Genomic DNA, 25,469 nt, shown 5'->3' on the forward strand with positions numbered 1-25,469 from the left:
ACTGGCATCAAAAAACACCACACCCCCAACCACGGGGCGGCCAAAGGGCATGGCAAAAAAACAACAACAAACAAAACCACCAAACACACTATTGAGTTCTCAAACAACACCACATCCCTGCGGCCGCGCAACCAACTCGCGACCATGGCCGCGAATCGATAGAGCGGACTAGGTGGAACGTCCTCAACAGTGGAGGTATTCCCCTGGGATGCCGCGTTGCGGGCTAGCCGCAGCGCGAACCCACAAGTTACGCGAGGGCAAACCGAGAGTCAAATCCCCTGCTAGTTCTCGGCTTTCGGCTCGCAGCGGTCATCGGATGCGCTCCACGCCGGCGATATTCCGTTTGCCGCGCCGCAGCACCAGCCACCGTCCGTGCAGGAAGTCGGCCGGCTGCGGCGCCCAGGTCTCGTTGTCAACCTTGGCGTTGTTGACCGAGATGCCGCCTTCGGCGATGGTGCGCCGCGCTGCGCCCTTGCTTGGGCATAAGCCGCTGGCGACCAGCAGCTCGACGATCCCGTCTGGCGTGCCGGGCTTCAACTCCGCCACCGGGGTTTCGCGCAGCGCGGCCGTCAAGGTGTTTTCGTCGAGCCGCGCCAGATCCCCGCGACCGAACAACGCCCGGCTGGCATGTTCGACGGCATCGGCCGCTTCCTCGCCGTGCACCAGGGTGGTGAGTTCGCGTGCCAATCGCCGCTGTGCGGTGCGGTCCTGCGGCCGGGACTGGGTGGCCTCGTCGAGTTCGGCCAGCTCCTGGGCCGACAAGAAGGTGAACCAGCGCAGGTAGCGGACGACGTCGGCGTCGGCAGTGTTGACGAAGTACTGGTACCACGCGTACGGCGTCGTCATCTCCGGGTCCAGCCACACGTTGCCGCCGCCGGTGGACTTGCCGAATTTCGTGCCGTCGGCGGTAGTCACCAGCGGCACGGTCAGCGCGTGCACGCTCGCGCTCAGCTTCTGACGCACCAGCCGCACTCCGGCGATGATGTTGCCCCACTGGTCGGAGCCACCGATCTGCAGCACGCAATCATGGCGTCGGTACAGCTCGACGTAGTCGTTGGCCTGCAACAGCATGTAGCTGAATTCGGTGTAGGAGATCCCGTCGCCCTCCAGCCGCCGCCGAATGGTGTCGCGGTCCAGCATCACGTTGACCGAGAAATGCTTGCCGATGTCGCGCAGTAGCTCGATCGCCGACATGGCGGTTGTCCACTCGAGGTTGTTTTCGACGATCGCGCCCGTCGGTAAATTGTCGAAGTCGACGAAGCGTTCCAGTTGCCCGCGGATCCGCTCGGTCCAATCCACGACGGTGTCGGCGGTGTTGAGCACCCGTTCACCGCTATCCCGGGGATCGCCGATCAGGCCGGTAGCGCCCCCGGCCAAGACGATGGGGCGATGCCCGGCCCGTTGAAAGCGTCGCAGCGCCAGCAGTGGCACCAGGTGCCCGGCGTGCAGACTCGGCGCCGTCGGATCGAAGCCGGCGTACAGCGTGATCGGTCCCCGGGCTGCCTCGGCGGCCAGCGCATCGAGATCAGTGGACTGGGCGATCAGTTCGCGCCAGCTCAACTCGTCGAGGATGCTCGATGACCGAGAAGGTTCAGGAGCCATGGGGTAGATCTTCCAGGATCGTGACTAGTCGCTGGCCCCAGGGGCGGGCGCGCGTGGACTGCGCCGGTACGCCGAAACTTCGGGTCGGCCCTGTAGCCACAGTCGCCAGGGCCGGTCGGCGGCCTTACTGACTCCGACCCGGGGCCCGCTGGCCGCGTCGAGCGCATCATTGAGCCGCAGCGTCACCGGACTGTCGCCGTCAAACACATCGAGCCCGTTGTCGTCCATCGTGATCCCGAGGGCCGAACACAGATTTCCCGGTCCCCTGGCCAGCGCCGCGTTGCGCACTGCCTCGCCGCGGCGAAACCGCGCGACATCCAGACCGTCATCGACCGCTGCCGCCCTGAGCAGCACAGCGGCGGCTGTCCCGTCGGGGCCGCAGGCGACGTTGGCGCACACGTGAATGCCATGACTGCGATAGGTGTAAAGCCGCCCGGCGGGCCCGAACATCACCGCGTTGCGGCCACTGATCCCGCGGTAGGAATGCGCTGCCGCATCCGGCCACGGTCCGTCGGGAACTCCGCCATACGCCTCGACCTCGACGATCGTCGCGCTGACGCCGCGGCCCAACAGAGTGGCGCCCACCAGTCGGTGGGCGGCCGCGATGGGGTCGACAGTCAGTTGGTCAGCGCTCACCGGACCGATTCTGCCCAAGCCCTTGACACACGGGCCCGCAGGGGCGGATATTCATCGCATGATGCCTTCATCAAGTGATGAATTACTTGCCGAAGGCGTGGACACCGCCGTGGACATCCGGCATCTACGCGTGGTTCGTGGGAAACACGCTGCGCTGCAAGATTTTTCGGTCCAGATCGCCCGCGGCAGCATCACCGGGCTGCTGGGGCCGTCCGGTTGCGGCAAAACCACGCTCATGCGCTGCATCGTCGGCACTCAGGTCGTGACGTCGGGCACGGTGCGCGTGCTCGGGAAGCCGGCGGGATCGGGCGCACTGCGCCGGCGCGTCGGCTACATGCCCCAAGACCCCACCATCTACGACGACCTGCGGATCATCGACAACGTCCGCTACTTCGCAGCGCTGTACGGATTCGACCACCAGGCCGCCGATGCCGCCATCGACCGAGTGGGGCTGGGGGATCACCGCACCGCCTACTGCGGAAACCTTTCCGGCGGTCAGCGCACCCGGGCATCGTTGGCCTGCGCATTGGTGTGCCGGCCGGAGCTGCTGGTGCTCGACGAGCCCACCGTCGGGCTGGATCCGGTGTTGCGGGCTGATCTGTGGGAGCAGTTCACCGACCTTGCCCGGTCCGGGACCACGCTGCTGGTCTCCAGCCATGTCATGGACGAAGCCGACCACTGCGGTGATCTGCTGCTGATGCGCGAAGGCCGGTTAGTCGCCCACACCACTCCGACCCAGTTACGAGAGGACACCGCATGCACGTCACTGGAGGACGCGTTCCTGTCCATCATCAAACGCAGCACCGTGCGCGAAGCCGGGTAGGGCCGGCCGGTTTCCTGCAGGCCTATCGCGCCACTACGGCGCGGATCCTGCGGCAACTGGTTGCCGATCGCCGCAGCGTCGCGATGATCCTGTTGGTGCCGGTTCTGGTCATCACGCTGATGTACTTCATGTTCGAAGACGCTCCGCATGCGCCGGGCGCCCCGACACCGTTCAACAACGCCTGCTTGATTCTGCTGGGCCTCTTCCCACTCTTCTTGATGTTCATCATCACCTCGATAACGATGCAGCGCGAACGTGCCTCGGGAACATTGGAGCGCATCCTGACGACGCCGCTGCGCCGCCTCGACCTGCTGATCGCCTATGGCACCGCGTTCTCGGTTGCTGCGGCGATACAAGCGGTTTTGGCGTGCATCGTGTCGTTTTGGTTTCTCGGCTTCGATACCGCGGGCAACCCCGGATGGGTGTTCCTGATCGCGATTGTCAACGCGGTATTGGGCGTCGGCCTGGGCCTGCTCTGTAGTGCGTTCGCCCGCACCGAATTTCAGGCCGTGCAGTTCATACCGCTGGTGATGGTGCCGCAGCTGCTGCTGGCGGGCATCATCGTCCCCCGAGCGCTCATGGCGGCATGGCTGGAATGGATCAGCAATGTGCTGCCGGCCAGCTATGCCCTGGAAGCACTGCAGCAGGTCGGAACGCACCCCGAGCTGACCGGTGTCGCGGTGCGAGACATTCTCGTCGTGTTGGGTTTTGCGTTGGCGGCGCTGTGCCTGGCCGCCGCGACGTTGCGCCGTCGGACCACGTAATCCGTTGGCTACCAACGTGAGCCGAAGGCGGCCCGGGCGTCCCCGGGGCGGTTCCGACAATCGGGAGCGCATCTTGTCCAGCGCCCGGGAACTGTTTGCCCGCAACGGTTTCGACAAAACGTCCATCCGCGCGGTGGCCGCAGCAGCCGAGGTGGATTCGGCGCTGGTGCATCACTATTACGGGACGAAGGAGCAGCTGTTCACCGCCGCGATCGACCTGCCGTTTGATCCGTTGACCGTCATCGGCCCGCTGCGTGAAGCGCCCGTCGAGCAACTCGGCTATACGCTGCCGTCGCTGCTGTTGCCGTTGTGGGATTCCGAGCTCGGCAACGGCATGATCGCGACAGTTCGCTCGTTGCTGTCCGGCGCCGACATCGGGTTGGTGCGGTCATTTCTGCGCGAAGTGATCATCGAAGAGATCGCCGCGCGGGTAGACGATCCGCCAGGGTCTGGAATCATCCGGGCGGAGTTCGTGGCGTCGCAGGTGGCCGGCGTACTGATGGCCCGCTACATCTTGAAGCTGCAGCCGTTCGCGTCGTTGCCCGTCGAGCAGATCGCCGAAACCATCGCGCCGAACCTGCAGCGTTATCTCACCGGGGATCTTCCGGGGCAGCCCGCGCCATGAGCCGGGCATGCTCGTCGTCGCCGACATCGGTCGCCTCGTCGATCAACAGCACCGGGATGTCGTCTTCGATCCGGTAGGCACGGCGCAACCGCGGGTTGTAGAGCAGCTGGTCGACCAACAGCAGCGGACCGCGGTCGGCCGGACATACCAGAATGCCCAGCAACGTCTCGTCAATCACTCGTGGCCGCCCGCCATCTCGGTCCGCACCGACCCAGTCAACCGCCGGAACTGGTCGGCGGCCGAGTCGAAATACCAGGCATGGCGGCTCGGTTTGGGAATGCCCGCCGCACGCAACGGGCTGACCGTTGGGCGGTAGCTGGCACTGAGCGTCATCTCGGAGACGACGTGCACGATGTCGGGACCGGGGCCGTGCTCCATGGCGGCGATCGTCTCGGTCAGGTCTGCCGCCGTGATCGTCGCTCCCGGTCGCAGCGTTACCGCCGAGACCGCGATCAACTGACCGCCCACCGGCACCCCGTAGGTCACCGCAAGGTCAACTGCCGGAATGAGTCCGAGCGCGTCGGTGATCGGCTCGCAGAAAACCATGCCACGGGCGGTGCGAATCACCGAGCCGCGCCGTCCCACCAACCAGTAATCTCCGTCGCTGTCGCGACGGAACAGATACTCGGTGGAGATCCAGGTGTCAGCCGGAGAGAAGACACCACGTTTGACGGACGCGGTGGGGTCGATCGGTCCGCGCGGCTGGGCCAGCAGCACACCGACTTCCCCGGTGGCAGCGACCTGTACGAAGCCCTCGTCGTTCTCGAGAATGAGATCGTGCTCGGCGTCGTAGGCGCCAAGCTCGACGCGGCCGACGCCCGGCAGGGGCCGGCCCTTGCTGCCGATCTTGGCGCCGGAGACGTTGGCCAGCACCGCCTGTCCGTCCGTGGTGGCAAAGAACTCGACGACGTGCGCGGGCGCGAATGCGTCGACGATGCGGCACCAGAGCCCGGTCGGCATACCGGAACCGATGAACAACCGCACCGGATGATTGCCGTGCAGCACGAAGCCCGGGTCGTCGATGACGTTGCGGAGCATGGCCCACGTGTATGACACCACGGTCACGCCGTATTGGCGCACCTCGGCGATGAACCGGTCCGTTTGCAGCCCGCGCGACAGGGCAATGCGGGCACCGCCGACCACTGCTCCGCCCAGGCTCACCAGCAGTCCGGACTCGTGGTGCAGCGGTGTCAGGCAGTACACGGTGTCGCTGCGGCTGAGCGCGGCGGTCGAGGCGGTACCGAACGCCGACAACGCCCAGCGGTAGTTGGTGATCTGCTTGGCGGCCAGTTCGCCGCCGGCCGAGCTGAACGCGATGAACGCCAGATCCCGCGCAAAGCCGGGATCGGGGCGGTACCAACCTGGCAGCTCGACGGCGTCGGGATCGATCTGCTCCATATCGATGACACCCGCATCCTCGGGCAGATGCAGATCGCGTGCTTCACCGCCGCCGAGAACCAGAATCTGGCCGGGCAATTGGCGCGCGGTCTCCAGATGAGTGGGATCGGTGATGATCTCGGTCACTCCCCCGATCCGGACCGCTGCGGCCAGGTCGGTGTCAGGATGCATCAGCACCGCGACCGCGCCCAGCCGGGACAACGCGGCAATCGCGACCAAGGCGCTGGGCCGGGTCTCCATCAGCACACCGACGTGTTCGCCCTGACGCACCCCGACTTCGATGAGGCCGCGCACGACGTTGTCGATGCGGCGGTTCACCGCTTCGTAGGTGTGGACGCGGCCGTCGAAGAGCAGGAATTCGCCCTGTGGCGCGTCGCGCGCCTGCTCACCGATGATCCTGCCCAGCGAGATCCGGGTGTGGTCGTTGATCTGACCCAGCCGGACCAGTCGGGGCAACGTGCGGACGGTTTCCACCGCCAGCGTGCGCACCGATTTGTTGGCCGCCACGACCGCATCGGCGGCACCGCGTGCCAGCGCCAACGCCACCTCGGAAGCCTCACCGATGCCGTGCGCCACCCGGGAGCTGATTGCCACGCCGCTGTCGGTGCCCTCGACGGGTTGGTCGGCCATCGGCGCGATGCTGTCCGGTTTGGCGGAATGACCGGAAATCCACCGCACCCACTCAGCGACGGTCGGCCAGCTTTGTTCGGCGGCCTTGGATCCGACCACCAGGCCGAAGTGACCCGCCCGCAAGGTGTACTCGTACACCTCGGCATTGGGCGCCGCACGCCGGATGCCGCGCACCGCGGGCGGCTGCCCGATATCGTCGACCTCTCCGACGAAGGCCAGCACCGGGCAGGTGATGTCCGTCAGCGTCACGAGCTGCCCGTTGATGGCGAAACCGCCAGTCATCATCCGGTTGTGTGCAATGAACTGCTTGAGCAACTCGGAGACTGCCGGTCCCGACCACGCGATCCAGCCCTCGGACTCCAAGAACCTGCGTTGGGCCTCACGCGGCAGCAATGCCTCACGATCGTGTAGCTGGCGCACGAAGTCTAGCCGGGCTTTGGCCGTCTTGAGCGGATCCATCATCTGAAAACCGGTGCGGGCCAACCAACTTGGGATATCGAGCCGGTTGAAGACGTGGTCTGCCATGAAGTTGGCGGTGGCTTGGGCCAGGTTGGGCGGGACACCCATCGGCAGCGCGGCCAAGGTGTCGACCGGAGAACCGAACGCCACGATGCTGGCGATGTTCTTCGACCGGCGATATGCCGCGGCCTGGTAGCAGAACATCCCGCCTTGCGAATAGCCGACCAGGTGCACATCTTGGCCGGTGGTCTCCGCGGTCGTGTCGACAGCCTCGCTCAGTGCGACGATGTGGTCGGCGAGGGTGCGGCGCATGCCACCCTCGACCTTGTCCGGAGAGCCGAAGTCGATGACCCAGGGGTCCAGGCCCGCGGCGTGCAGGATGCCCACCGCGCCCTCGGCCCTGGTGACGTCCCACATATTCGCCGACATCATCATCGGGTGCACCAGCAGCACCGGCGGACCCGCGGGAGGCTGACCTGGCCGGTTGTCCGGCGGGAAATACCGACGGAGCTTGTACATCGGCACGCTCTCGACGACCTGGAACGGCGACGGAACCGTCCCGGTCTCCAGACCGCCGAGTCGCAAGACCTCCAGGCCGTTCTGGGCCGTGGCCATCAGGCGCTCGACCGGTCGGGTGACCGGTCGCGTGACCGCTGAGAAATTCAAATTCACCGCTACTCCCGTGATTGCCTGCACATTCTGGCACATCAGCAGGGCCGCGCCCGCAGCTTTGGGGCTGTTAGAGCTAGTCTCGGGCCGATGGCGCACCTGCTCGGAGCCGAGACCGTGCACCTGGAATATCCGACTCAGGTGGTCTTCGAGTCGCTGACTGTGGGAGTGAGCGACGGCGACCGTATCGGCATCGTGGGACGCAACGGGGACGGCAAATCCACCCTGCTGGGATTGCTGACCGGGCAGTTGCTTCCGGACTCCGGCCGGGTCACCCAACGCAGCGGGCTGCGAGTCGGTGCGCTGAGCCAGGCGGACACGCTCGACCCGGGTGGCACCGTCGGCGCGACGCTGGTCGGTGACCGACCCGAACACGAGTGGGCCGGCGATGCTCGAGTGCGCGACGTGGTCGGCGGCCTGGTGTCCGACATCGATTGGGGTGCAACGGTTGCCACGCTGTCGGGCGGGCAGCGGCGGCGGGTGCAACTGGCCGCGTTGCTGGTCGGCGAGTGGGATGTCATCGCGCTGGACGAGCCCACCAATCACCTTGACATCGAAGGCATCACCTGGCTGGCCGGCCATCTGCGTCAGCGCTGGGCCCGCAACACGGGTGGGCTGCTGATGGTGACCCACGACCGCTGGTTTCTCGACGAGGTGGCCACCACGACGTGGGAAGTGCACGACGCAACGGTCGAGCCGTTCGAGGGCGGTTACGCCGCCTACGTACTGCAGCGCGTCGAGCGGGACCGCCGCGCCGCCCTCGCCGAGGCCAAGCGGCAGAACCTGATGCGCAAAGAATTGGCCTGGCTGCGCCGCGGTGCGCCGGCACGCACGTCGAAACCCAAATTCCGCATCGAGGCGGCCAACCAGTTGATCGCCGACGTGCCGCCGCTGCGCGACACCGTCGAGTTGGCCAAGCTGGCAACCGCGCGGCTGGGCAAGGACGTGATCGATCTGCTGGGCGTGTCGGTGTCCTTCGGCGTGCGATCGGTACTGCGCGATATCGAGTGGCGAATCGGCCCCGGTGAACGCAGCGGCATCGTCGGAGCAAATGGTGCCGGAAAGTCCACCCTGTTGGGGCTCATCGCCGGCACTGTTTTGCCAACTGCGGGAAAGGTCAAGCGCGGCAAGACGGTTCAGCTGGGGATACTCGATCAGCAGGGTGATGCCCTGGCACCGATGGTGGGCGAGCGGGTTGCCGATGTGCTGGGCAGGCTGCGCAGCGGCTACCAGGTCGACGGTCGTGACGTCAGCCCGGCGCAGCTGCTGGAACGGCTGGGTTTCGGTAGTGATCAATTGTCCGCCCGCGTCGGGGAGCTCTCTGGCGGGCAGCGCCGGCGGCTGCAGTTGATGCTTACGCTGCTCGCCGAGCCGAACGTGCTGCTGCTCGACGAGCCCACTAACGACGTGGACACCGATATGTTGGCGGCCACCGAGGATCTGCTGGATTCCTGGCCGGGGACGCTGATCGTCGTCTCCCATGACCGGTATTTGCTCGAGCGGGTCACCGATCAGCAGTATGCGATCCTCGATGGTCGGCTGCGGCACTTGCCCGGCGGCGTCGACGAATATCTGCAGCTGGCCAGCGCGGCTGAACGTCCGGCGGCTGCCACCCGAAAAGCGACGGGCGGCGCCGGATTACGCGCCATGCAGAAGGAAATCGCGGCAATCGACCGCAGTCTCGCGCGGCTGGCCGAGCGGATCACCGCCAAACATGTCGAACTCGCCGAGCATAACCACGCCGACCATGTCGGCTTGAGCCGGCTGACCCGGGAATTACGCGGGCTTGAAGACGAGGTCGCTGCGATGGAGAGCCGCTGGCTGGAGTTGTCCGAGTTGGCGGATGACAGTTAGAGCTGCTGCCGCAGCCGGTCGGCGGTGTCGCGAACCGCGTCGAGCTGTTTGGCGACCTGGATCGGCGCCGTTCCACCGCGGGCGTCGCGCGAGGACACCGAACCCTGAATGGTGAGCACCTCGCGAACTTGTGGGGACAATTCGGGGCTGATCGCCGCCAACTCGTCGTCGGTCAGCGATTCCAGCCCGACACCACGCTGCTCGGCGGCCTGTACCGCCGCGCCGGCCGCCTCGTGCGCCACTCGGAACGGAACACCTTGGCGCACCAGCCATTCGGCGATATCGGTGGCCAGCGTGTAGCCGGCTGGAGCCAGCGCCGCCATCCGCTCGACATCGAATGTCAGGCTGCCGACCAGGCCCGCCATCGCCGGCAGCAGCAGCTGCAGCTGTGCTACCGAGTCGAACACGGGCTCCTTGTCCTCTTGCAGGTCGCGGTTGTAGGCCAGCGGCTGTGCCTTCAGCGTTGCCAACAGCCCCGCCAGGTTGCCGATCAACCGCCCGGATTTGCCGCGGGCCAACTCGGCGATGTCGGGATTCTTCTTCTGCGGCATGATCGAGCTGCCGGTCGACCATGAGTCGTGCAGTGTCACGTAACCGAATTCGGTTGAGCTCCAGATGATGATGTCCTCGGCGAGCCGCGAGAGGTCGACGGCGATCATCGCGAACACGAAGGCGGCCTCGGCAGCGAAATCCCGTGCCGCGGTGCCGTCGATGGAGTTGTCGACGGCAGCGGCGAAACCCAGCTCGTCGGCGATGGCGTCCGGATCGAGCCCCAGCGACGAGCCGGCCAGTGCTCCAGAGCCGTACGGCGACAACGCGGTGCGCTTGTCGAGGTCGACGATCCGGTCCACGTCGCGCAGCAACGGTTGGGCGTGGGCGAGCAGGTGGTGGGCCAGCAGGATCGGCTGGGCCGACTGCAGATGTGTTTTACCCGGCATGATGGCGGTCGGGTGCGCGGCCGCCTGCGCGGCCAGGGCGTTGACGACGTCGAGCACGCCCGCCGCGACCCGACCCGCGGCATCGCGCAGCCACATCCGAAACAGCGTGGCTACCTGATCGTTTCGGGATCGTCCGGCGCGCAGACGGCCGCCCAGTGCGGGGCCGACCCGCTCAATCAGGCCGCGCTCCAGCGCGGCATGCACGTCCTCGTCGCTGGGCAATGGGCCGAAGCTGGCGTCGGCTACGTCTTGCGCGAGGCTGTCCAGCCCTGCCAGAAGCCCGTCGCGCTGCTCGTCGCTGAGCAGGCCGGCCCGGAAGAGCACCCGGGTATGCGCCCGCGACGCGGCAAGGTCGTAGGGCGCCAGGACCCAGTCGAAGTGGGTGGATCGGCTCAGCGCCGCCAGCGCGTCGGACGGCCCGTCGGCGAACCGCCCGCCCCACAGCGATCCCTGGTGGGTGCTCATCGGACCGCCACCTTTAACGCGAGCGTGCGTGTTCCCGGGCGCACGCTCGGCGTGTCGCCCGGGAACACGCACGCTCGCGGAAAGAGGGTCACCCCAGATCCCGGCGGGCGGCGATCTTGGACGACAACCCGTGCACGTACACGAATCCCTTCGCTTTGGACTGGTCGAAGCTGTCGCCCTCGTCGTAGGTGGCAAGGTTGAAGTCATAGAGTGACTGCGCACTGCGCCGACCATTGACCGCAATGTGCCCGCCGTGCAACACCATTCGGACTTCACCGGTCACCTGCTGCTGCGTGGTGGCGACGAAGCTCTCCAGCGCCGTCTTCAATGGTGAATACCACAATCCGTCGTAGACGAGTTCGGCCCAGCGCTGGTCGGTTTGCCGCTTGAACCGCCCGAGCTCGCGCTCGAGCGTGACGTGCTCGAGCTCGGTGTGGGCGGTGATGAGCACCATCGCGCCCGGAGCTTCGTAGATTTCACGGCTCTTGATGCCGACCAGTCGGTCCTCGACGACGTCGAGCCGCCCGACGCCCTGGGCCCCGGCGCGGGTGTTGAGTTCTTCGATGGCCCGCAGCACCGACACCGGCTTGCCGTCGATGGATACCGGCACGCCGCGGTCGAAACCGACGATGACCTCGTCGGGCGTGTTCCAGTTGAGCGTGGGATCTTCGGTGTAGTCGTAGACGTCTTTGGTGGGCGCGTTCCACAAATGCTCGAGGAAGCCGGTTTCCACCGCCCGGCCCCAGACGTTCTGGTCGATGGAAAACGGTGACCGCTTGGTGACGTTGATCGGGATGGCGTTCTCTTCGGCGAAGGCGATGGCCTTCTCCCGTGTCCAGGCATAGTCACGAACTGGCGCCAACACCTCCAGATCCGGTGCCAGCGAAGCGAACCCGACCTCGAAGCGCACCTGGTCGTTGCCTTTGCCGGTACACCCGTGCGCGACGATGCTGCCGCCGTGCTCGCGTGCGGCCGTGACCAGGTGCTTGACGATCAGCGGCCGGCTGATCGCCGACACCAGCGGATAGCGGTCCATGTAGAGCGCGTTCGACTGGATGGTGGGCAGACAGTAGCCCTCGGCGAACTCGTCGCGGGCGTCGACAACGACCGCTTCCACCGCGCCGCAGTCCAGTGCGCGTTGGCGCACCACCTCCATGTCCTCGCCGCCCTGACCCAGGTCTATCGCGACCGCGACAACCTCCCGGCCGGTCTCCTTGCCGATCCAGCTGATCGCCACGGAGGTGTCCAAACCGCCGGAATACGCCAAGATGACGCGCTCGGACATGAACCAATCTCCTTATATCACTTGAGGTTTTCGATAACGGTGGCCAGCTCAGCGCCAGTCATCGGTTCTCGTGCGGCCACAAAGATAGTGTCGTCGCCGGCGATGGTGCCGACGACGTAGGGTAGCGCCGCCCGGTCGATGGCGCTGGCCAGGTAGTCCGCCGCCCCGGGCGGGGTGCGCAGCACCGCGAGGTTTCCGGTGGCGTCGGTGGACACCAGCAGCTCGCTCAGCAGGCGCGACAGCCGCCCGGTGCCGCCGGACACCCCGCGTAGCGGGCTGCCGTCCTCGGGCACCATGTAGACGCCGACGCCGCCGTCGGCGCCGCGCAGTTTCACCGCCCCAAGCTCTTCCAGGTCGCGCGACAACGTGGCCTGGGTCACCTCGATGCCGTCGGCGGCCAGCAGCCCGGCCAGCTCGCCTTGGCTGCGCACCGGAGCCGACGACAGGATCGCCACGATGCGGGCCTGCCGCCCGGCGCGGGTGACGTCAGCTGCGGCTTTTGACCGGGTCATCGCGACTGCTCTAGCAGCCACACCAGCAGCGCCTTCTGCGCATGCAACCGGTTCTCGGCCTCGTCCCACACCGCGCTGTGCGGCCCGTCCATCACCTCGTCGGTGATCTCCTCGCCGCGGTGCGCCGGAAGGCAATGCAACACCACGACTTCCGGGTCGGCGAGGCTCACAAGGCCGGTGTTGACCTGGTACGGCCGGAACGGCTGCACTCGATCGAGCCCGTCGTCTTCCTGCCCCATCGATGTCCAGGTATCGGTCACCAGCACGTCGGCGTTGGACGCTGCCGCGTCGGCATCGGCGGTGACAGTCACCGATGCGCCGGTCGCCACGGCACGCTCCTCGGCGGCGGCCAGCACCGCATTATCGGGCGCGAACGCCGCAGGAGCGGCGATCGTCACGTGCATGCCCGCGGTAACGCCGCCAAGGACCAGCGAGTGGGCCATGTTGTTGGCGCCGTCGCCGAAGTAGGACATCTTCAAGCCGCGCAGCGTGCCCTTCCGCTCGGCGATGGTCTGCAAATCGGCCAGCACCTGGCAGGGATGGAACTGGTCGGACAGCGCGTTGACGATCGGCACCGTCGCCGTCGCGGCCATCGCGGTGAGCCGGTCCTGTCCGAAAGTCCGCCACACGATCGCATCGACATAGCGGGACAACACCTTTGCGGTGTCTTGCAGGGTCTCGTCGCGGCCCAACTGGGTGCTGCGTCCATCGACGACGACGGCGTGCCCGCCCAGCTGCGCGATCCCCATCTCGAACGAGAACCGGGTGCGGGTGGAGTTCTTGTCGAAGATGACCGCGACTCCCCGCGGTCCTTCCAGGGGGCGGCGGCTCAGCGGATCCTTCTTCAACTCGGCTGCAAGCTCGAGCACTTCGGTCTGTTCCTGTGGCGACAGGTCGTCGTCGCGCAGAAAATGCCGGGTCATGAGCTTCCCCCGGCGCTGTCCAGGATGCCGGGCAACGCGGTGACGAAGGTGTCGACCTGATGCTCGGTGATGATCAACGGCGGAGCCAGCCGGATGACGTCAGGTGCCGCGGCGTTCACCAGGAAGCCGCCCGCGCGGGCTGCCATCTCGACGTCTTTTGCGCTGGGCGCGGTAAGCACGATTCCGCACAGCAAGCCACGGCCACGGACGTGATCGATCAGCGGATGGCCAAGCGATTCGATGCCATGGCGCAACGACTTACCGAGCACGTCGGCGCGCCGCACCAAGTCGTCGGACGCCAGCACGTGCAGCACGGCCAGCGCCGCCGCCGCGCAGATCGGGTTACCTCCGAACGTACTACCGTGCAGACCCGGGGTGAGCAACTGCGCGGCCGGGCCGACGGCCAGGCACGCTCCGATCGGCAGCCCACCGCCGAGACCCTTGGCCAGCGTCACCACATCGGGGGTGATGCCGTCGTGTTGGTGGGCGAAGAAGACACCGGTGCGGCCCATCCCGGTCTGCACCTCGTCGAGCACCAGCAGTGCGCCGTGCTTGGTCGTAATATCCCGAGCTGCAACAAGATAGCCGTCGGGTGGGACAACGACACCGCGCTCCCCCATGATCGGCTCCAAAAACACCGCGGCGGTGTCATCGGTGACCGCAGCGGCCAGCGCGTCGGTGTCGCCGTACGGCACGTGTGTGACGTCACCAGGCAGCGGCTCAAACGGCGCTCGCTTGGTCGGCTGGCCGGTCAGCGCCAGCGAGCCCATCGTGCGGCCGTGGAAGGCCTCTTGTGCGGCAACCAGTTTCGTACGTCCGGTCAGCCGCGACAGCTTGAACGCCAGCTCGTTGGCTTCGGTACCGGAGTTGCAGAAGAACACCCGGGCATCGGCGCCCAGCAGTTCGACTAGTGCCTCGGCCAGCGCGATGCCGGGCTCGGCGGCATACAGGTTGGACGTGTGGCCCAGCGTGGACATCTGCCGGGTGACGGCATCGATGACGGCCGGATGGCAGTGCCCGAGGATGTTGACGGCGATCCCGCCGAGCAGGTCCAGATACGAGTTGCCGTCTACGTCGGTGACGACCGCGCCGTCGCCGCTGGCCAACGCGACCGGTGGGACGCCGTAGTTGTTCATCATCACCGCCGACCACCGCTGCTGCATGGTTTGCGTACCGCTCATGCGCTCACCACCTTGGTGCCGGTACCGGCATCGGTGAACAACTCCACCAACACGCAATGCTCGACGCGGCCGTCGATGACATGTGCGCTGGGCACGCCGCCGGCGACGGCACGCAGGCAGGCTTCGACTTTCGGGATCATGCCTGCCTCCAGCGTGGGCAGCAGTTGCCCCAGTGTTGCCGTGTCGATTTCGCTGACCAGTGAAGTGCGATCGGGCCAACGGGTGTACAGGCCTTCGACGTCGGTGAGCATCAACAGCTTTTCGGCTCCCAGCGCTTCGGCCAGCGCCGCCGCAGCGGTGTCGGCGTTGATGTTGTGCACGACGCCGTCGGTGTCCGGCGCGAGCGTGGACACCACCGGAATACGCCGGGCCGCAATGAGATCGAGTACCGCGGCGGTGTTGACGCGGTCGACATTGCCGACCAGTCCGATATCGGTGGCCACCCCGTCGACGGTGACGCTGCGCCGCACCGCGGTGAACAGCTGCGCATCCTCGCCGGTGATCCCGACCGCGTACGGCCCGTGCGCGTTAATGAGGTTGACCAGTTCCCGGCCGACCTGACCGAACAGCACCATGCGTGCCACGTCGAGCACTTCGGGTGTGGTGACCCGGAATCCGCCTTTGAAATCCCCGGGAACTCCGAGCCGCCGCAGCATGGCACTGATCTGCGGGCCGCCGCCATGCACGACGACGGGATGGATACCGCAGTTGCGCAGAAATGCCATATCCGCGGCAAACGCATGCTTGAGCGTCTCGTCGGTCATCGCGTTGCCGCCGTATTTGACGACGACGATCTCTCCGTGCAGTTGTTTGAGCCAGGGCAGGGCTTCGGCCAGCACCTGCGCTTTGACTAGGGTGGGGAGCTCGCCGGTCGTCGTCATGAGCTGTAGGCCGAATTCTCGTCGACATAGCCGTGCGACAAATCGGTGGTGCGGATGGTGGCGGTGGCATCGCCGGCGCCAAGGTCGACATCGAGATCGATGTCGGCGCCCGAAAGATCCACCTCGCGCGCGCCAGGGGTTCCGGCCCCGTCGGCGAACACTGCCGAACCGTTGAACGACACCGTGATCCGGTTCGGGTCGATGGTAAACGGCGCCATGCCCACGGCGGCGAGCACCCTTCCCCAGTTCGGGTCCGAGCCGAACAGCGCCGTCTTGACCAGGCTGTCGCGGGCGATCAGCCGGGCGGCGGTGAGCGCGTCGTCGTCGGTGACGGCACCGGTCACCGTCACAGTGATGCGCTTGGTCACGCCTTCGGCGTCGGCCTGCAGCTGGGCGCACAGGTCGTCGCAAACCCGCAGCACCGCGTCGTCGAGATCGGCTTGGCTCGGCGCGATTTCGCTTGCGCCGGAAGCCAGCAGCAGCACGGTGTCGTTGGTCGAGCAGGTGCCGTCGATGTCGAGACGGTCGAAAGTGATCGCGGTGGCGCGGCGCAGCGCCTGGTCGAGCGCTCCCGGTTCGGCCACCGCGTCGGTGGTGAGCACACACAGCATGGTGGCCAGCGACGGAGCCAGCATCCCGGCGCCCTTGGCCATCCCGCCGATGGTCCAGTTGCTTTTATGGTGCAGTGCCACCTGTTTGGGCACGGTGTCGGTGGTCATGATGGCGCGGGCGGCTTCGTCGCCGCCGGTCAGTCCGCCGGCCATCTCGTGCACGATCTCCGCGACACCGTTGAGCACCTTATCCATCGGAAGTCGGTCGCCGATCAGCCCGGTGGAACAGACGGCGACCTCGACGGCCCCGGTTTCGGTGCCCCAGTCCGACAATGCGGCGGCGACGGCCTCGGCGGTCGCGTGAGTGTCTTGAAATCCGGCCGGCCCGGTGCAGGCGTTGGCACCGCCAGAGTTGAGGATCACCGCACGCAGCCGGCCGGTCGTCAGCACTTGCTGGGTCCACAGCACCGGTGCGGCTTTGACCTGATTGCGGGTAACCACGCCCGTCGCTGCATAGTCGGGGCCTTCGTTGAACACCAGCGCCAGGTCGGGGGCGCCGGATGCTTTGATGCCCGCGGCAATTCCGGTGGCGCGGAAGCCGGCCGGCGCGGTCACCCCCTGCGCGCGCACCAACCGTGTGGCGTCTGCGATGTCAGTCATGGCGCCACCCCAACCAGTGGAAGACCTTCTGACTCCGGCCAGCCCAATGCCAGGTTCATCGACTGCACCGCGGCGCCGCCGGTACCTTTGACCAGGTTGTCGATCGCGGCGATCGCGACGAACGTTCCGGCGTCCTCGTCCACCGCGACCGCGATGTGTGCCGCGTTGCTGCCGATCACCGCCCCGGTGCGGGGCAGTTGCCCTTCGGGTAGCAGAAAGATGAAAGGCTCGGCGTCATAGGCCTTTTCGTAGGCAGCCCGCAGCTCGGAAACCGGCGCACGGGTGGGCGCGGTGCACGTGGCCAGGATGCCTCGCGACGTCGGGATGAGCACCGGCGTGAACGACACGGTGACGTCGCGGTCAGTCACCAACTTCAGGCCCTGCGCGATCTCCGGTGTATGCCGATGCGCACCGGCGATGCTGTAGGCCCGCGCCGAACCGATGACCTCCGACCCGAGCAGGTCGGACTTGGCGGCCCGCCCGGCACCGGAGGTGCCGCTGACGGCGACCACGGTCACCGCGGGGTCGATGAGGTCCTCGGCCACCGCGGGCAGCAGCGCCAGCAGTGCGGCCGTCGGATAGCAGCCGGGTACCGCAATCCGGCGGGTAGCCCGCAGTTGGTCGCGCGCCCCGGGCAGCTCCGGCAGTCCGTATGGCCAGCTGCCGGCATGCGTGGACCCGTAGAACCGCTGCCAGGCGTCGGCGTCGGTGAGCCGAAAGTCCGCGCCGCAGTCCACCAGCAGCGTTTCGGAGCCGAGCTGTTCGGCCAGCGCGGCCGAATGTCCGTGCGGCAGCGCGAGGAAGACCACGTCGTGGCCATCTAGTATCTCTGGCTCAGTCGGCTCCAGCACCCGCTGCGCCAATGGCATCAGGTGTGGATGATGTTCGGCTAACGTGCTGCCCGCACTGGCCGCGGCGGTCAGTGCGCCGATGGTCAGCCGGCCATCGGAATAGGCTGGGTGTCCGAGCAGCAGCCGCAGGATTTCCCCGCCCGCGTAGCCGCTGGCACCGGCTACCGCCACCCGCATCGTCATGTCAGCATCCTTGCATGACTATGCACTGTCATGCAAATTCATTCCTGGACGTCCGCGAGCGTGCGTGTTCCCGGGTTTCGCTCCGGCGTGTCGGTCGGGAACACGCACGCTCGCGGCAGAAGTAAGGGGCACTCAACCGCGCAACACCGCACCGACCCGGTCGGCGGCGCAGCGCACGGCCGCATCGCGGGCGGCGCTGGCTTCGTCTTCGGTCAGCGTGCGGTCCTGGGCACGGAACCGCAGCGCGAACGTCAGCGATTTGCGGGCTTCGCCCAGTTGAGGGCCGGTGTAGACATCGAAAAGCCGAATGTCCTCCAACAGCTCACCAGCACCGTCGCGCACCGCCTCCATCACCGCCTGCGCGGCGACGTCGGCGTCGACCACCAGGCTGACGTCCTGGAACACCGCCGGGAACGGCGATACCCGGGGCGCGGGCAGTGCCTCGACGATGGGCATCGCGTCGAGGTTCAGCTCAACCGCGCACGTGCCCTTCGGCAGGCCTGACCGCTCGATTACCGCCGGGTGTAGCTGACCAGCGTGGCCGATCACGGTCTCGCCGACCAGCACCTCGGCGCATCGGCCCGGATGCCACGGCAGATACTGGGCGGTTCGCAACACCACGTCGACACCGCAGGCGCGGGCGATCACCCGAACCGCTTCGAACGCGTCGGCAGCCTCCACCGGCCGGCCGGCTCCCCACGGGCCACGCGGCTCCCGCAGCCCGGTCAGCACCGCGGCGACGTGCAGCGGCTGACGCGGCAGCGACGCGTCCAGTGCCGCGATCTCCGCAGCGGTGGGACGGCGGTCCACCGGGATGCGCTCGACGTCGCGGGCCTGCTCGGCCGACTGCGCCACCTGCGCGATCGCGTAGAGCGCGACATCGGCGATACCCCGAGACACATTGCGCACCAACGCTTCCAGCAGACCGGGCAGCAACGTGGTGGCCAGGTGCGGCCGATCGGCCTCCAGCGGGTTGAGCACCTGGGCGGTGGCACGCCGTGGGTCATCGGCGGGCAGACCCCAGGCCTCGAACACCCCTGCGGACAGAAACGGTGTCGGAAGGATTTCGACGTAGCCCGACAGCGCCAGCGACTTGCCGACCGCGCGGCGCCGCTTTTGGGTGGCGGTGAGGCCGCGGCCCGCCGGTGCCGACGGCAGCACCGAAGGGATGGGCTCCAGACCCTCCAGGCGGAGCACCTCTTCAACCAGGTCGGCGGGTTGCAGCAGGTCGGGCCGCCAACTCGGCGGCGTCACGGTCAGGACATCGCCGTCGCCGGTCACCGTGGCGCCGATCTGCGTCAGACGCCGCGCGGTGGTGCCGTGCGGGTATCGAACCCCGGCGGTGCGGTCCGGCAGGTCGGCGGCGATGCGGATCGGCGGCAGCCGCCAGTCGTCGACAGGGGGGTCGCCGCGCCAGTCGGTCAGTGTCGGTGCGACTGCACCGCCGGCGATTTCGGCGAGCAGCGTCGCGCAACGGTCCAGCGCGGCCACCGAGATCGCCGGGTCGACGGCACGCTCGTAGCGGCGGGCGGCCTCGCTGGGCAGGTGCAGCCGCCGTTGCGTGCGCGAGACTGCCGCCGGATCCCAGACCGCGGCCTCAAGCAGCACCTCGGTCGAGTCGTCGCGCATCTCGGTGCTGCCCGATCCCATCACGCCGCCGATAGCGGCGGTCGCGACCTCGTCGACGATGAGCACATCAGCCGGATTGAGCTGCCGTTTGACGTCGTCCAAGGTGGTCACGGTTTCGCCGGGCCGGGCGAACCGCACGTCGAAGCCGCCGGTGACCCGTTTGCGATCGTGGGCGTGCATCGGATGGCCCAGTTCGAGCATCACGTAGTTGGTGGCGTCCACGGCCGGCGAGATCGCCCGGATCCCGCATAGCAGCAGTCGCCGCTGCAGCCACCACGGCGACACCGCGGCGGGGTCGAGGCCGGTCACCGGGCGCAGCGCGAATCGCCGAACCCCGGTCTCTGGCTGCACCGTTAGCGGCCACGCGTCTCCCTGGACAGGTAACGGTGCCACGTCGGCCGGGTCGATGAATTCAAGGTCGTAGGCGCAGGCGATTTCGCGGGCCAGGCCGCGTACCGACATGCAGTAGCCGCGATCCGGGGTGATGGCCAAATGGAAGACGACGTCGTCGAGGCCAAGGACCGCAGCCCCGTCGGCTCCGGGCTCGGCGGTGTCCGGCGGAAGCACCAGGATGCCGGAATGCTCCGCAGCCAAACCCAATTCGGCTGCCGAGCAGATCATTCCATCAGAGGTGCGGCCGTAGGTCTTGCGCGCGGTGATGGTGAAGTCACCGGGTAAAACGGTGCCCGGTAGCGCCACCACTACCAGGTCGCCAACTACGAAATTCGTGGCACCGCAGATGATGTCGCGTGCCTGACTCTCCCCCACGTCGACCCGGCAGGCGCGGATCGGCTTTTTGAATTCGGTGAGCTCTTCGATGTCGGCCACCCGCCCCACCGTCAGCGGGCCGCTGACCGGGCCGAGCGGAATCACCTCCTCGACCTCGTGGCCGATGCGGACCAGCGTCTCTTCGAGCTCGTCTGGCGGCACATCCCAATCCGGGGCGCCGGCGGCGACGGCTTCGTGCAGCCAGCTGTACGGGATGCGCATCAGGCTCCGACCCCGAACGGCAGCGAGAACCGCACGTCGCCCTCGACCATGTCGCGCATGTCGGGGATGCCGTTGCGAAACTGTAGGGTGCGCTCCAGCCCCATGCCGAATGCGAAGCCGGTGTATACCTCGGCGTCAATACCGGCGGCCCGCAAGACATTCGGGTTCACCATGCCGCAGCCGCCCCACTCCACCCAGCCCGGGCCACCTTTCTTGCCCGCGAACCACACGTCGACTTCCGCCGATGGCTCGGTGAAGGGAAAGAAGTGCGGACGGATCCGGATGCGGGCGGACGGGCCGAACTCGGCTCGGGCGAACGCGTCCAGTGTCCCGCGCAGGTGGGCCATCGACAGGCCTCGATCCACCGCGAGGCCCTCGACCTGATGGAACACCGGTGTGTGAGTGGCGTCGAGTTCGTCGGTGCGGAAGGTGCGGCCGATCGAGATGACGTAGACCGGCAGTTCACGCTGAAGCAGCGTGCGCACCTGGACCGGCGAGGTATGGGTGCGCAGCAACTGCCGCGAGCCCTCCGGGGCGATGTAGAAGGTGTCTTGTTCGCTGCGCGCGGGATGGTCCGCGGGGAAATTCAGCGCGTCGAAGTTGAACTGCTCGGTCTCGATTTCCGGTCCGTCGGCCAGTTCCCACCCCATCGCGATGAAGGTGTCGGCGATGTGTTCGGCCAGAATCGTGATGGGATGGCGGGCGCCGGTCGGCTGGCGGGTCGACGGCAATGTCACGTCGATTTGTTCGGCGACCAGTACCGCCGTATCCCGTTCGGCGCGCAACTCTGCCAGTCGCTCGTCGAAACTGCCCTGGGCCTCACCCCGCGCGCTGTTGACGCGCCGGCCGGCGTCCGCGCGATCGGTTTTAGGGAGGATGGCCAGCGCCTGCCGGGCCAGCGCCAACGCCGAGCGGTCGCCGAGGTGCTCGGTTTTGGCGTGGGCCAGCCCGTCGAGATCGGTCGCCGCGGCAAAGGCCCGCCGTGCCGCGTTGACGGCTTCGGTCAACGCTTCCGGCGACAGGTCGACGGGCTGGTCACCCACGCGGCGACACTCTCCTTGGCTGGCGGTTCGCGGCACGAGTGTGACGCAAGTGCAAATCTTAGGTGATTGAGCGATGTCAAGGATGGGGGCGTCGACACCTCCGGCGACGGTGTCCGGCGTGCTCGGAGCGCGGGGTCAGGCGGCGGACAACTCGGCCACCGGCAACGGCCGGCGCAGCGTGCGGAGCCGGATGATCCCATCCACCGTCAGCGCGCCCAGCGCGCCCGCACCGGCACCGGCCAACAACGACCACGGGGTGTGCGCCAGCATCAAAAACCCGAAGGCGCCCCCGATGCTCAACAGCGCATACCGCACCGGCGTCCACGGCGTCGGTCGCCCGAACCGGGTGGCGATCAGCATGCCCAGCACCAGTGCGACGGCGTGCCCGGCGTCGGTGAACTCGGCACCGACGGCCGCCGCCGCCACAGCGGCCGGAACCCACCAGCCGATCCACACCGGCCGCCAGCGCGCCGGCACCGCGCCGGTCAGCGCTCCCAGCACCGCGACGGCCCCGTAGCTCATGCCGACGTCACTGGCGTGCGAGATCGACATCGGTAACCAGCCGAGCTTGATCGCCGCGGTGATACCGGCCGCGACAAGCAGTGTCGCGCCGATGTGTCCGGTGACGAACACCACGGTCATCCGGGCGCTGTGCCAGATCAGTTCGGCCAGGGCGAGCAGACATACCAGGCCGGGCAGCCAGACGAAGATCGGACCGGCATCGGTGACGAATGCGCTGCCGAACAGGGTGTCCAGGTGCCCGTGCGCCAGGTTGTGCACGTTGGTGCTGGCATTGCGAATGGCCTGCGCCTGCGCCTGTGGGCCGAGAACCAGGAGTGCCGTGCTGACCGCTGTCAGAATCGCTGCGTAGCCGACGGTGATCCGGACCCGGGCAATCCGGGTGAGCATGTCGGCGATCATCGACTTCTACTATGCCTCAACATTGTCGTCTTCCCGTTCGTCGGTAGCTGACAGGTCCCTGGCAGTTCTGAGTCGATAGAGGGCCAGTTCAGGCGGAAGCCCGGGGGTCTTGGCCGCGAACATCGGTCGGTGGGTGCGTTTGGCCACCACTCCCAACTCGTCCAAATCAGCCTGGGCGAGCTCGTCCAGGGTGGTGCCGGAGATCATGATGCCGCCCTTGGTGGCGCGTTCCATCACCCGGGCCGCAATGTTGACGTCGACGCCGAGCCAGTCACCGGCCAGCCGCTGCGGACGCCCGGTGTGGATTCCGACCCGCATCCGCGGTCGATAACCGGCCACGTCGACCGATTTCACTGCCTGCATAGCAGCGCAGACCGCGCCGACCGCGACGAGCGGATCGGCGAACACCGCCATGATGCCGTCGCCCATCCGTTTGACGATGTGCCCGCCGGCATCCAACAGCGGCGGTTCGACGGCGCGGGCCACCCGCCGCAACAGCATCAATGTTGCGTCGTCACCGGCCTGCAACGACCACGACGAGAAACCCACCAGATCGGTGAACACCAACGTCACATCTGGGTTGGCCGGCCGCCGGGCAACCGCTTCGGTCAACGCCTGCCACACCTGAAGCGCGCCAAGACCGACCTGACGCGACGCCCCCCCGCGGCCGCCGAGTAGGCGTCCCGCGGCCCGCGCCGCGGCGCGTGGACCGCCCTCGCCCGCGGTGGACAACGGATCGCCGAAGTCGGGATCTCCGGGTAATGCGCGGCGGGCGCGCCGGATGAAGTCGACGACTCCTGCGCTCTGGTTCCTGTCGCGCAGCCAGTCCGCCGCTCCGTGTATCGATACCGGAGAGCGGTCTTTGGACGCAGGCGTGGCCGGCGTGGTCGCCGCTTGCTCGGGCTCGCCGGACGCCGAATCGGGCCCGAGGTCCACGGCGTCCAGCCTAGGTGCTGCCCGAAGAGGGCGGCAACGACCGTCGTAGTGGCGTCCGCCACCGTAGACGTCAAACCGCCTGATCACGCGCTTGCCTCAGCGCGGTCGACAGTCGGTAACACGTCGGCGCGGCACGCCGCGGAAATCGTAGACAACGTTTGTTGTCAACATTATCGTGAACTTATCAGCAGCCAGGAGGTCGCGATGACCACGACCAAATCGATACCGTCGGTCGAGCCCGCCCTCGTCACGCGCAGCGACGATGCCGCCGCCAACGCCGAGCCATTGGGCCCGGATTCGCTGACCTGGAAGTATTTCGGCGACCTGCGCACCGGGATGATGGGCGTGTGGATCGGTGCGATCCAGAACATGTATCCGGAGTTGGCCGCCGGTGTCGAGGAGCACTCGATCCTGTTGCGCGAACCGCTGCAACGAGTTGCCCGCTCGGTGTATCCGATCATGGGCGTGGTCTACGACGGCGAGCGTGCGCAGCGCACCGGCGAGCAGATCAAGCAGTACCACCACACCATCAAGGGCGTCGACGCGTCCGGGCGCCGCTATCACGCGCTGAACCCGGAAACGTTCTATTGGGCACACGCGACGTTCTTCATGCTGGTGATCAAGGTGGCCGAATACTTCTGCGGTGGGCTGACCGAGGCCGAGAAGCGCCAACTGTTCGACGAGCATGTGCAGTGGTACCGGATGTACGGGATGAGCATGCGGCCAGTGCCGAAATCCTGGGAGGACTTCCAGGAGTATTGGGGCCGCATGTGCCAGGACGAGCTGGAGATCAACCAGGCCACCCTGGACATCTTCGAAATCCGGATCCCCAAACCGAAATTCGTGCTGATGCCCACGCCGATTTGGGATCAGTTGTTCAGGCCGTTGGCGGCCGGGCAGCGCTGGATAGCGGCCGGACTGTTCGACCCGGCGGTACGGGAGAAGGCCGGCATGCGGTGGACGCCGGGCGACGAAGTGTTGTTGCGGCTCTTCGGCAAAGCAGTCGAGCTGGCCTTTCTGGCGGTGCCCGACGAGATCCGATTGCATCCGCGCGCGCTGGCCGCCTACCGCCGGGCAGCGGGCCGGCTCCCCGCCGACGCCCCGCTGGTGGAGGCACCGGGCTTCATGGCGCCACCACGCGATCGTCGCGGTATGCCGATGCACTACTTCCCGCCCCGCACACACCCGGCGAAGAACATCATCGAGCGCGCCGGATCTCTGGTGCACACCACGTTCTCGTTGGCTGGTCTGCGACCCGCGCGCGGCCGCGGCAGAGCCGCCTGATCAGCGCAGCGCCCGCGCGCTCTGGTAAAGACAAATCGCTGCGGCCGCAGCCACATTGAGGCTCTGCGCGCCGCCCCGCATGGGAATCTGTACGCGGTGGTGTGCCAGCTGCGCCACCTCCGCTGAAAGACCGTGCGATTCCGGCCCCAACAGCCACGCCGTAGGGGTGGCGAGGTCGGCGTCGTCGAGCGAGAGTTCGCCATCCAGTGTGGTGGCCAACACCTGCAAGCCGGCGGTCTGCAGCGATGCAACCGCGTTACCGACATCGGGCGCCGCTACGACCGGGATGGAAAAGATGCTTCCAGCGGAAGCGCGCAGACACTTGCTGTTGTAGGGATCGACGCTGTGGCCGGCCAGGATCACCGCGGCGGCGCCCATCGCGTCAGCGATGCGAATCAAGGTGCCGGCGTTGCCCGGTTCGCTGATCTCGACGGCAACGGCGACCAGCCGAGGCGCGCCAGTCAGCACGTCGTTGAGGGTGGCCGACGCCATCTCGCACACTGCGACCAAGCCAGCCGGAGTCACCGTGTCCGACAATGCCTTTGCGGCGCGCTCGGTGACCAGGTGCACCGGGACATCCTGCGCGTCCAGCAGCGCGGCGTGCCGCTGGGCGGCTGATTCGGTGGCGAAGACTTCCCGAGTCAGTCCGCGGCGAGACGCCGCCTCGACAAGGTGGGCGCCTTCCGCCAGAAACCGCCGGGACCGCCGCCGAGCGATATGCCGATGCAGTTTGACCGCAGCGACCACCCGGGTCGAGCGTTCGGTGAGCACCTGAC

The 25,469-nt window shown here is 67.2% G+C and carries 22 protein-coding genes; 5 read left to right on the forward strand and 17 right to left on the reverse strand.

The annotated features are described in order from the left end of the window. Positions 1 to 309: 309 nt before the first annotated feature. Both tyrS and AC5Y42_RS13140 read right to left on the reverse strand, forming a co-directional pair. Positions 310 to 1,602: a tyrosine--tRNA ligase gene (gene tyrS, locus AC5Y42_RS13135; RefSeq protein WP_499898683.1), complete on the reverse strand. Its 1,293-nt coding sequence runs from the start codon at positions 1,600 to 1,602 to the stop codon at positions 310 to 312. Between the two features lie 24 nt (positions 1,603 to 1,626). Then, positions 1,627 to 2,238 (reverse strand): DNA-3-methyladenine glycosylase, encoded by a 612-nt coding sequence (locus tag AC5Y42_RS13140; RefSeq protein WP_499898685.1) that lies wholly within the window; start codon positions 2,236 to 2,238, stop codon positions 1,627 to 1,629. 58 nt (positions 2,239 to 2,296) lie between these two features. On the opposite strand from AC5Y42_RS13140, the gene AC5Y42_RS13145 reads away from it, so the two are divergent. From AC5Y42_RS13145 to AC5Y42_RS13155, 3 genes are read left to right on the forward strand one after another with little or no spacing between them, the layout of a single operon-like run. Beyond that, a complete protein-coding gene (locus tag AC5Y42_RS13145; protein WP_499898686.1) occupies positions 2,297 to 3,061 on the forward strand; it encodes an ABC transporter ATP-binding protein in 765 nt (254 codons plus the stop codon). Further along, a complete protein-coding gene (locus AC5Y42_RS13150) occupies positions 2,995 to 3,825 on the forward strand; it encodes an ABC transporter permease (RefSeq protein WP_499898687.1) in 831 nt (276 codons plus the stop codon). Before AC5Y42_RS13145 ends, AC5Y42_RS13150 begins: the two co-directional genes overlap by 67 nt. A 4-nt stretch (positions 3,826 to 3,829) precedes the next feature. Beyond that, positions 3,830 to 4,450 (forward strand): TetR/AcrR family transcriptional regulator, encoded by a 621-nt coding sequence (locus AC5Y42_RS13155; RefSeq protein WP_499898688.1) that lies wholly within the window; start codon positions 3,830 to 3,832, stop codon positions 4,448 to 4,450. On the opposite strand, the gene AC5Y42_RS13160 is transcribed toward AC5Y42_RS13155, so the two are convergent. Together AC5Y42_RS13160 and AC5Y42_RS13165 are read right to left on the reverse strand one after the other, a co-directional pair. Next, entirely contained in the window at positions 4,416 to 4,628 is a 213-nt protein-coding gene (locus AC5Y42_RS13160) for a Trm112 family protein (RefSeq protein WP_499898690.1), read from the reverse strand. The two genes, AC5Y42_RS13155 and AC5Y42_RS13160, sit on opposite strands and share 35 nt — an antisense overlap. Continuing rightward, positions 4,625 to 7,645: an acyl-CoA synthetase gene (locus AC5Y42_RS13165; RefSeq protein ID WP_499899009.1), complete on the reverse strand. Its 3,021-nt coding sequence runs from the start codon at positions 7,643 to 7,645 to the stop codon at positions 4,625 to 4,627. Before AC5Y42_RS13165 ends, AC5Y42_RS13160 begins: the two co-directional genes overlap by 4 nt. A 51-nt stretch (positions 7,646 to 7,696) precedes the next feature. On the opposite strand from AC5Y42_RS13165, the gene AC5Y42_RS13170 reads away from it, so the two are divergent. Continuing rightward, a complete protein-coding gene (locus AC5Y42_RS13170; protein ID WP_499898691.1) occupies positions 7,697 to 9,460 on the forward strand; it encodes an ABC-F family ATP-binding cassette domain-containing protein in 1,764 nt (587 codons plus the stop codon). On the opposite strand, the gene argH is transcribed toward AC5Y42_RS13170, so the two are convergent. From argH to AC5Y42_RS13230, 12 genes are all read right to left on the reverse strand, one after another. After that, positions 9,457 to 10,863, reverse strand: coding sequence for an argininosuccinate lyase (argH, locus tag AC5Y42_RS13175; protein WP_499898692.1), 1,407 nt, complete (start codon positions 10,861 to 10,863; stop codon positions 9,457 to 9,459). The two genes, AC5Y42_RS13170 and argH, sit on opposite strands and share 4 nt — an antisense overlap. An 88-nt stretch (positions 10,864 to 10,951) precedes the next feature. Next, the gene (locus AC5Y42_RS13180) at positions 10,952 to 12,148 is read right to left on the reverse strand and encodes an argininosuccinate synthase (RefSeq protein ID WP_499898693.1); all 1,197 of its coding nucleotides are present in this window, start codon (positions 12,146 to 12,148) and stop codon (positions 10,952 to 10,954) included. Between the two features lie 17 nt (positions 12,149 to 12,165). Then, positions 12,166 to 12,660, reverse strand: coding sequence for an arginine repressor (locus AC5Y42_RS13185; RefSeq protein ID WP_499898695.1), 495 nt, complete (start codon positions 12,658 to 12,660; stop codon positions 12,166 to 12,168). After that, entirely contained in the window at positions 12,657 to 13,583 is a 927-nt protein-coding gene (gene argF / locus AC5Y42_RS13190; protein WP_499898696.1) for an ornithine carbamoyltransferase, read from the reverse strand. The genes AC5Y42_RS13185 and argF overlap by 4 nt, the downstream gene beginning before the upstream one ends. Next, the gene (locus AC5Y42_RS13195) at positions 13,580 to 14,764 is read right to left on the reverse strand and encodes an acetylornithine transaminase (protein ID WP_499898697.1); all 1,185 of its coding nucleotides are present in this window, start codon (positions 14,762 to 14,764) and stop codon (positions 13,580 to 13,582) included. Before AC5Y42_RS13195 ends, argF begins: the two co-directional genes overlap by 4 nt. After that, complete coding sequence (gene argB, locus AC5Y42_RS13200) at positions 14,761 to 15,645, reverse strand: acetylglutamate kinase (protein WP_499898699.1); 885 nt, start codon at positions 15,643 to 15,645, stop codon at positions 14,761 to 14,763. Before argB ends, AC5Y42_RS13195 begins: the two co-directional genes overlap by 4 nt. Next, a complete protein-coding gene (gene argJ, locus AC5Y42_RS13205; RefSeq protein WP_499898700.1) occupies positions 15,642 to 16,856 on the reverse strand; it encodes a bifunctional glutamate N-acetyltransferase/amino-acid acetyltransferase ArgJ in 1,215 nt (404 codons plus the stop codon). The genes argB and argJ overlap by 4 nt, the downstream gene beginning before the upstream one ends. Beyond that, positions 16,853 to 17,890: an N-acetyl-gamma-glutamyl-phosphate reductase gene (gene argC / locus AC5Y42_RS13210; protein ID WP_499898701.1), complete on the reverse strand. Its 1,038-nt coding sequence runs from the start codon at positions 17,888 to 17,890 to the stop codon at positions 16,853 to 16,855. The genes argJ and argC overlap by 4 nt, the downstream gene beginning before the upstream one ends. Positions 17,891 to 18,022: 132 nt before the next feature. After that, positions 18,023 to 20,509, reverse strand: coding sequence for a phenylalanine--tRNA ligase subunit beta (pheT, locus tag AC5Y42_RS13215; protein ID WP_499898703.1), 2,487 nt, complete (start codon positions 20,507 to 20,509; stop codon positions 18,023 to 18,025). Next, positions 20,509 to 21,552 carry a phenylalanine--tRNA ligase subunit alpha gene (gene pheS / locus AC5Y42_RS13220; RefSeq protein ID WP_499898705.1) on the reverse strand — a complete coding sequence of 348 codons (1,044 nt, stop codon included), beginning with the start codon at positions 21,550 to 21,552 and terminating at the stop codon, positions 20,509 to 20,511. The genes pheT and pheS overlap by 1 nt, the downstream gene beginning before the upstream one ends. Positions 21,553 to 21,687: 135 nt before the next feature. Continuing rightward, entirely contained in the window at positions 21,688 to 22,473 is a 786-nt protein-coding gene (locus tag AC5Y42_RS13225) for a rhomboid-like protein (RefSeq protein WP_499898707.1), read from the reverse strand. Positions 22,474 to 22,482: 9 nt separating this feature from the next. After that, positions 22,483 to 23,409, reverse strand: coding sequence for an adenylate/guanylate cyclase domain-containing protein (locus AC5Y42_RS13230; RefSeq protein ID WP_499898708.1), 927 nt, complete (start codon positions 23,407 to 23,409; stop codon positions 22,483 to 22,485). Positions 23,410 to 23,613: 204 nt separating this feature from the next. On the opposite strand from AC5Y42_RS13230, the gene AC5Y42_RS13235 reads away from it, so the two are divergent. Continuing rightward, complete coding sequence (locus AC5Y42_RS13235) at positions 23,614 to 24,693, forward strand: oxygenase MpaB family protein (RefSeq protein ID WP_499898710.1); 1,080 nt, start codon at positions 23,614 to 23,616, stop codon at positions 24,691 to 24,693. On the opposite strand, the gene AC5Y42_RS13240 is transcribed toward AC5Y42_RS13235, so the two are convergent. Then, complete coding sequence (locus tag AC5Y42_RS13240) at positions 24,694 to 25,464, reverse strand: TrmH family RNA methyltransferase (protein WP_499898712.1); 771 nt, start codon at positions 25,462 to 25,464, stop codon at positions 24,694 to 24,696. Positions 25,465 to 25,469 lie beyond the last annotated feature (5 nt).

The organism is Mycobacterium sp. NGS48 (genome assembly GCF_059812585.1).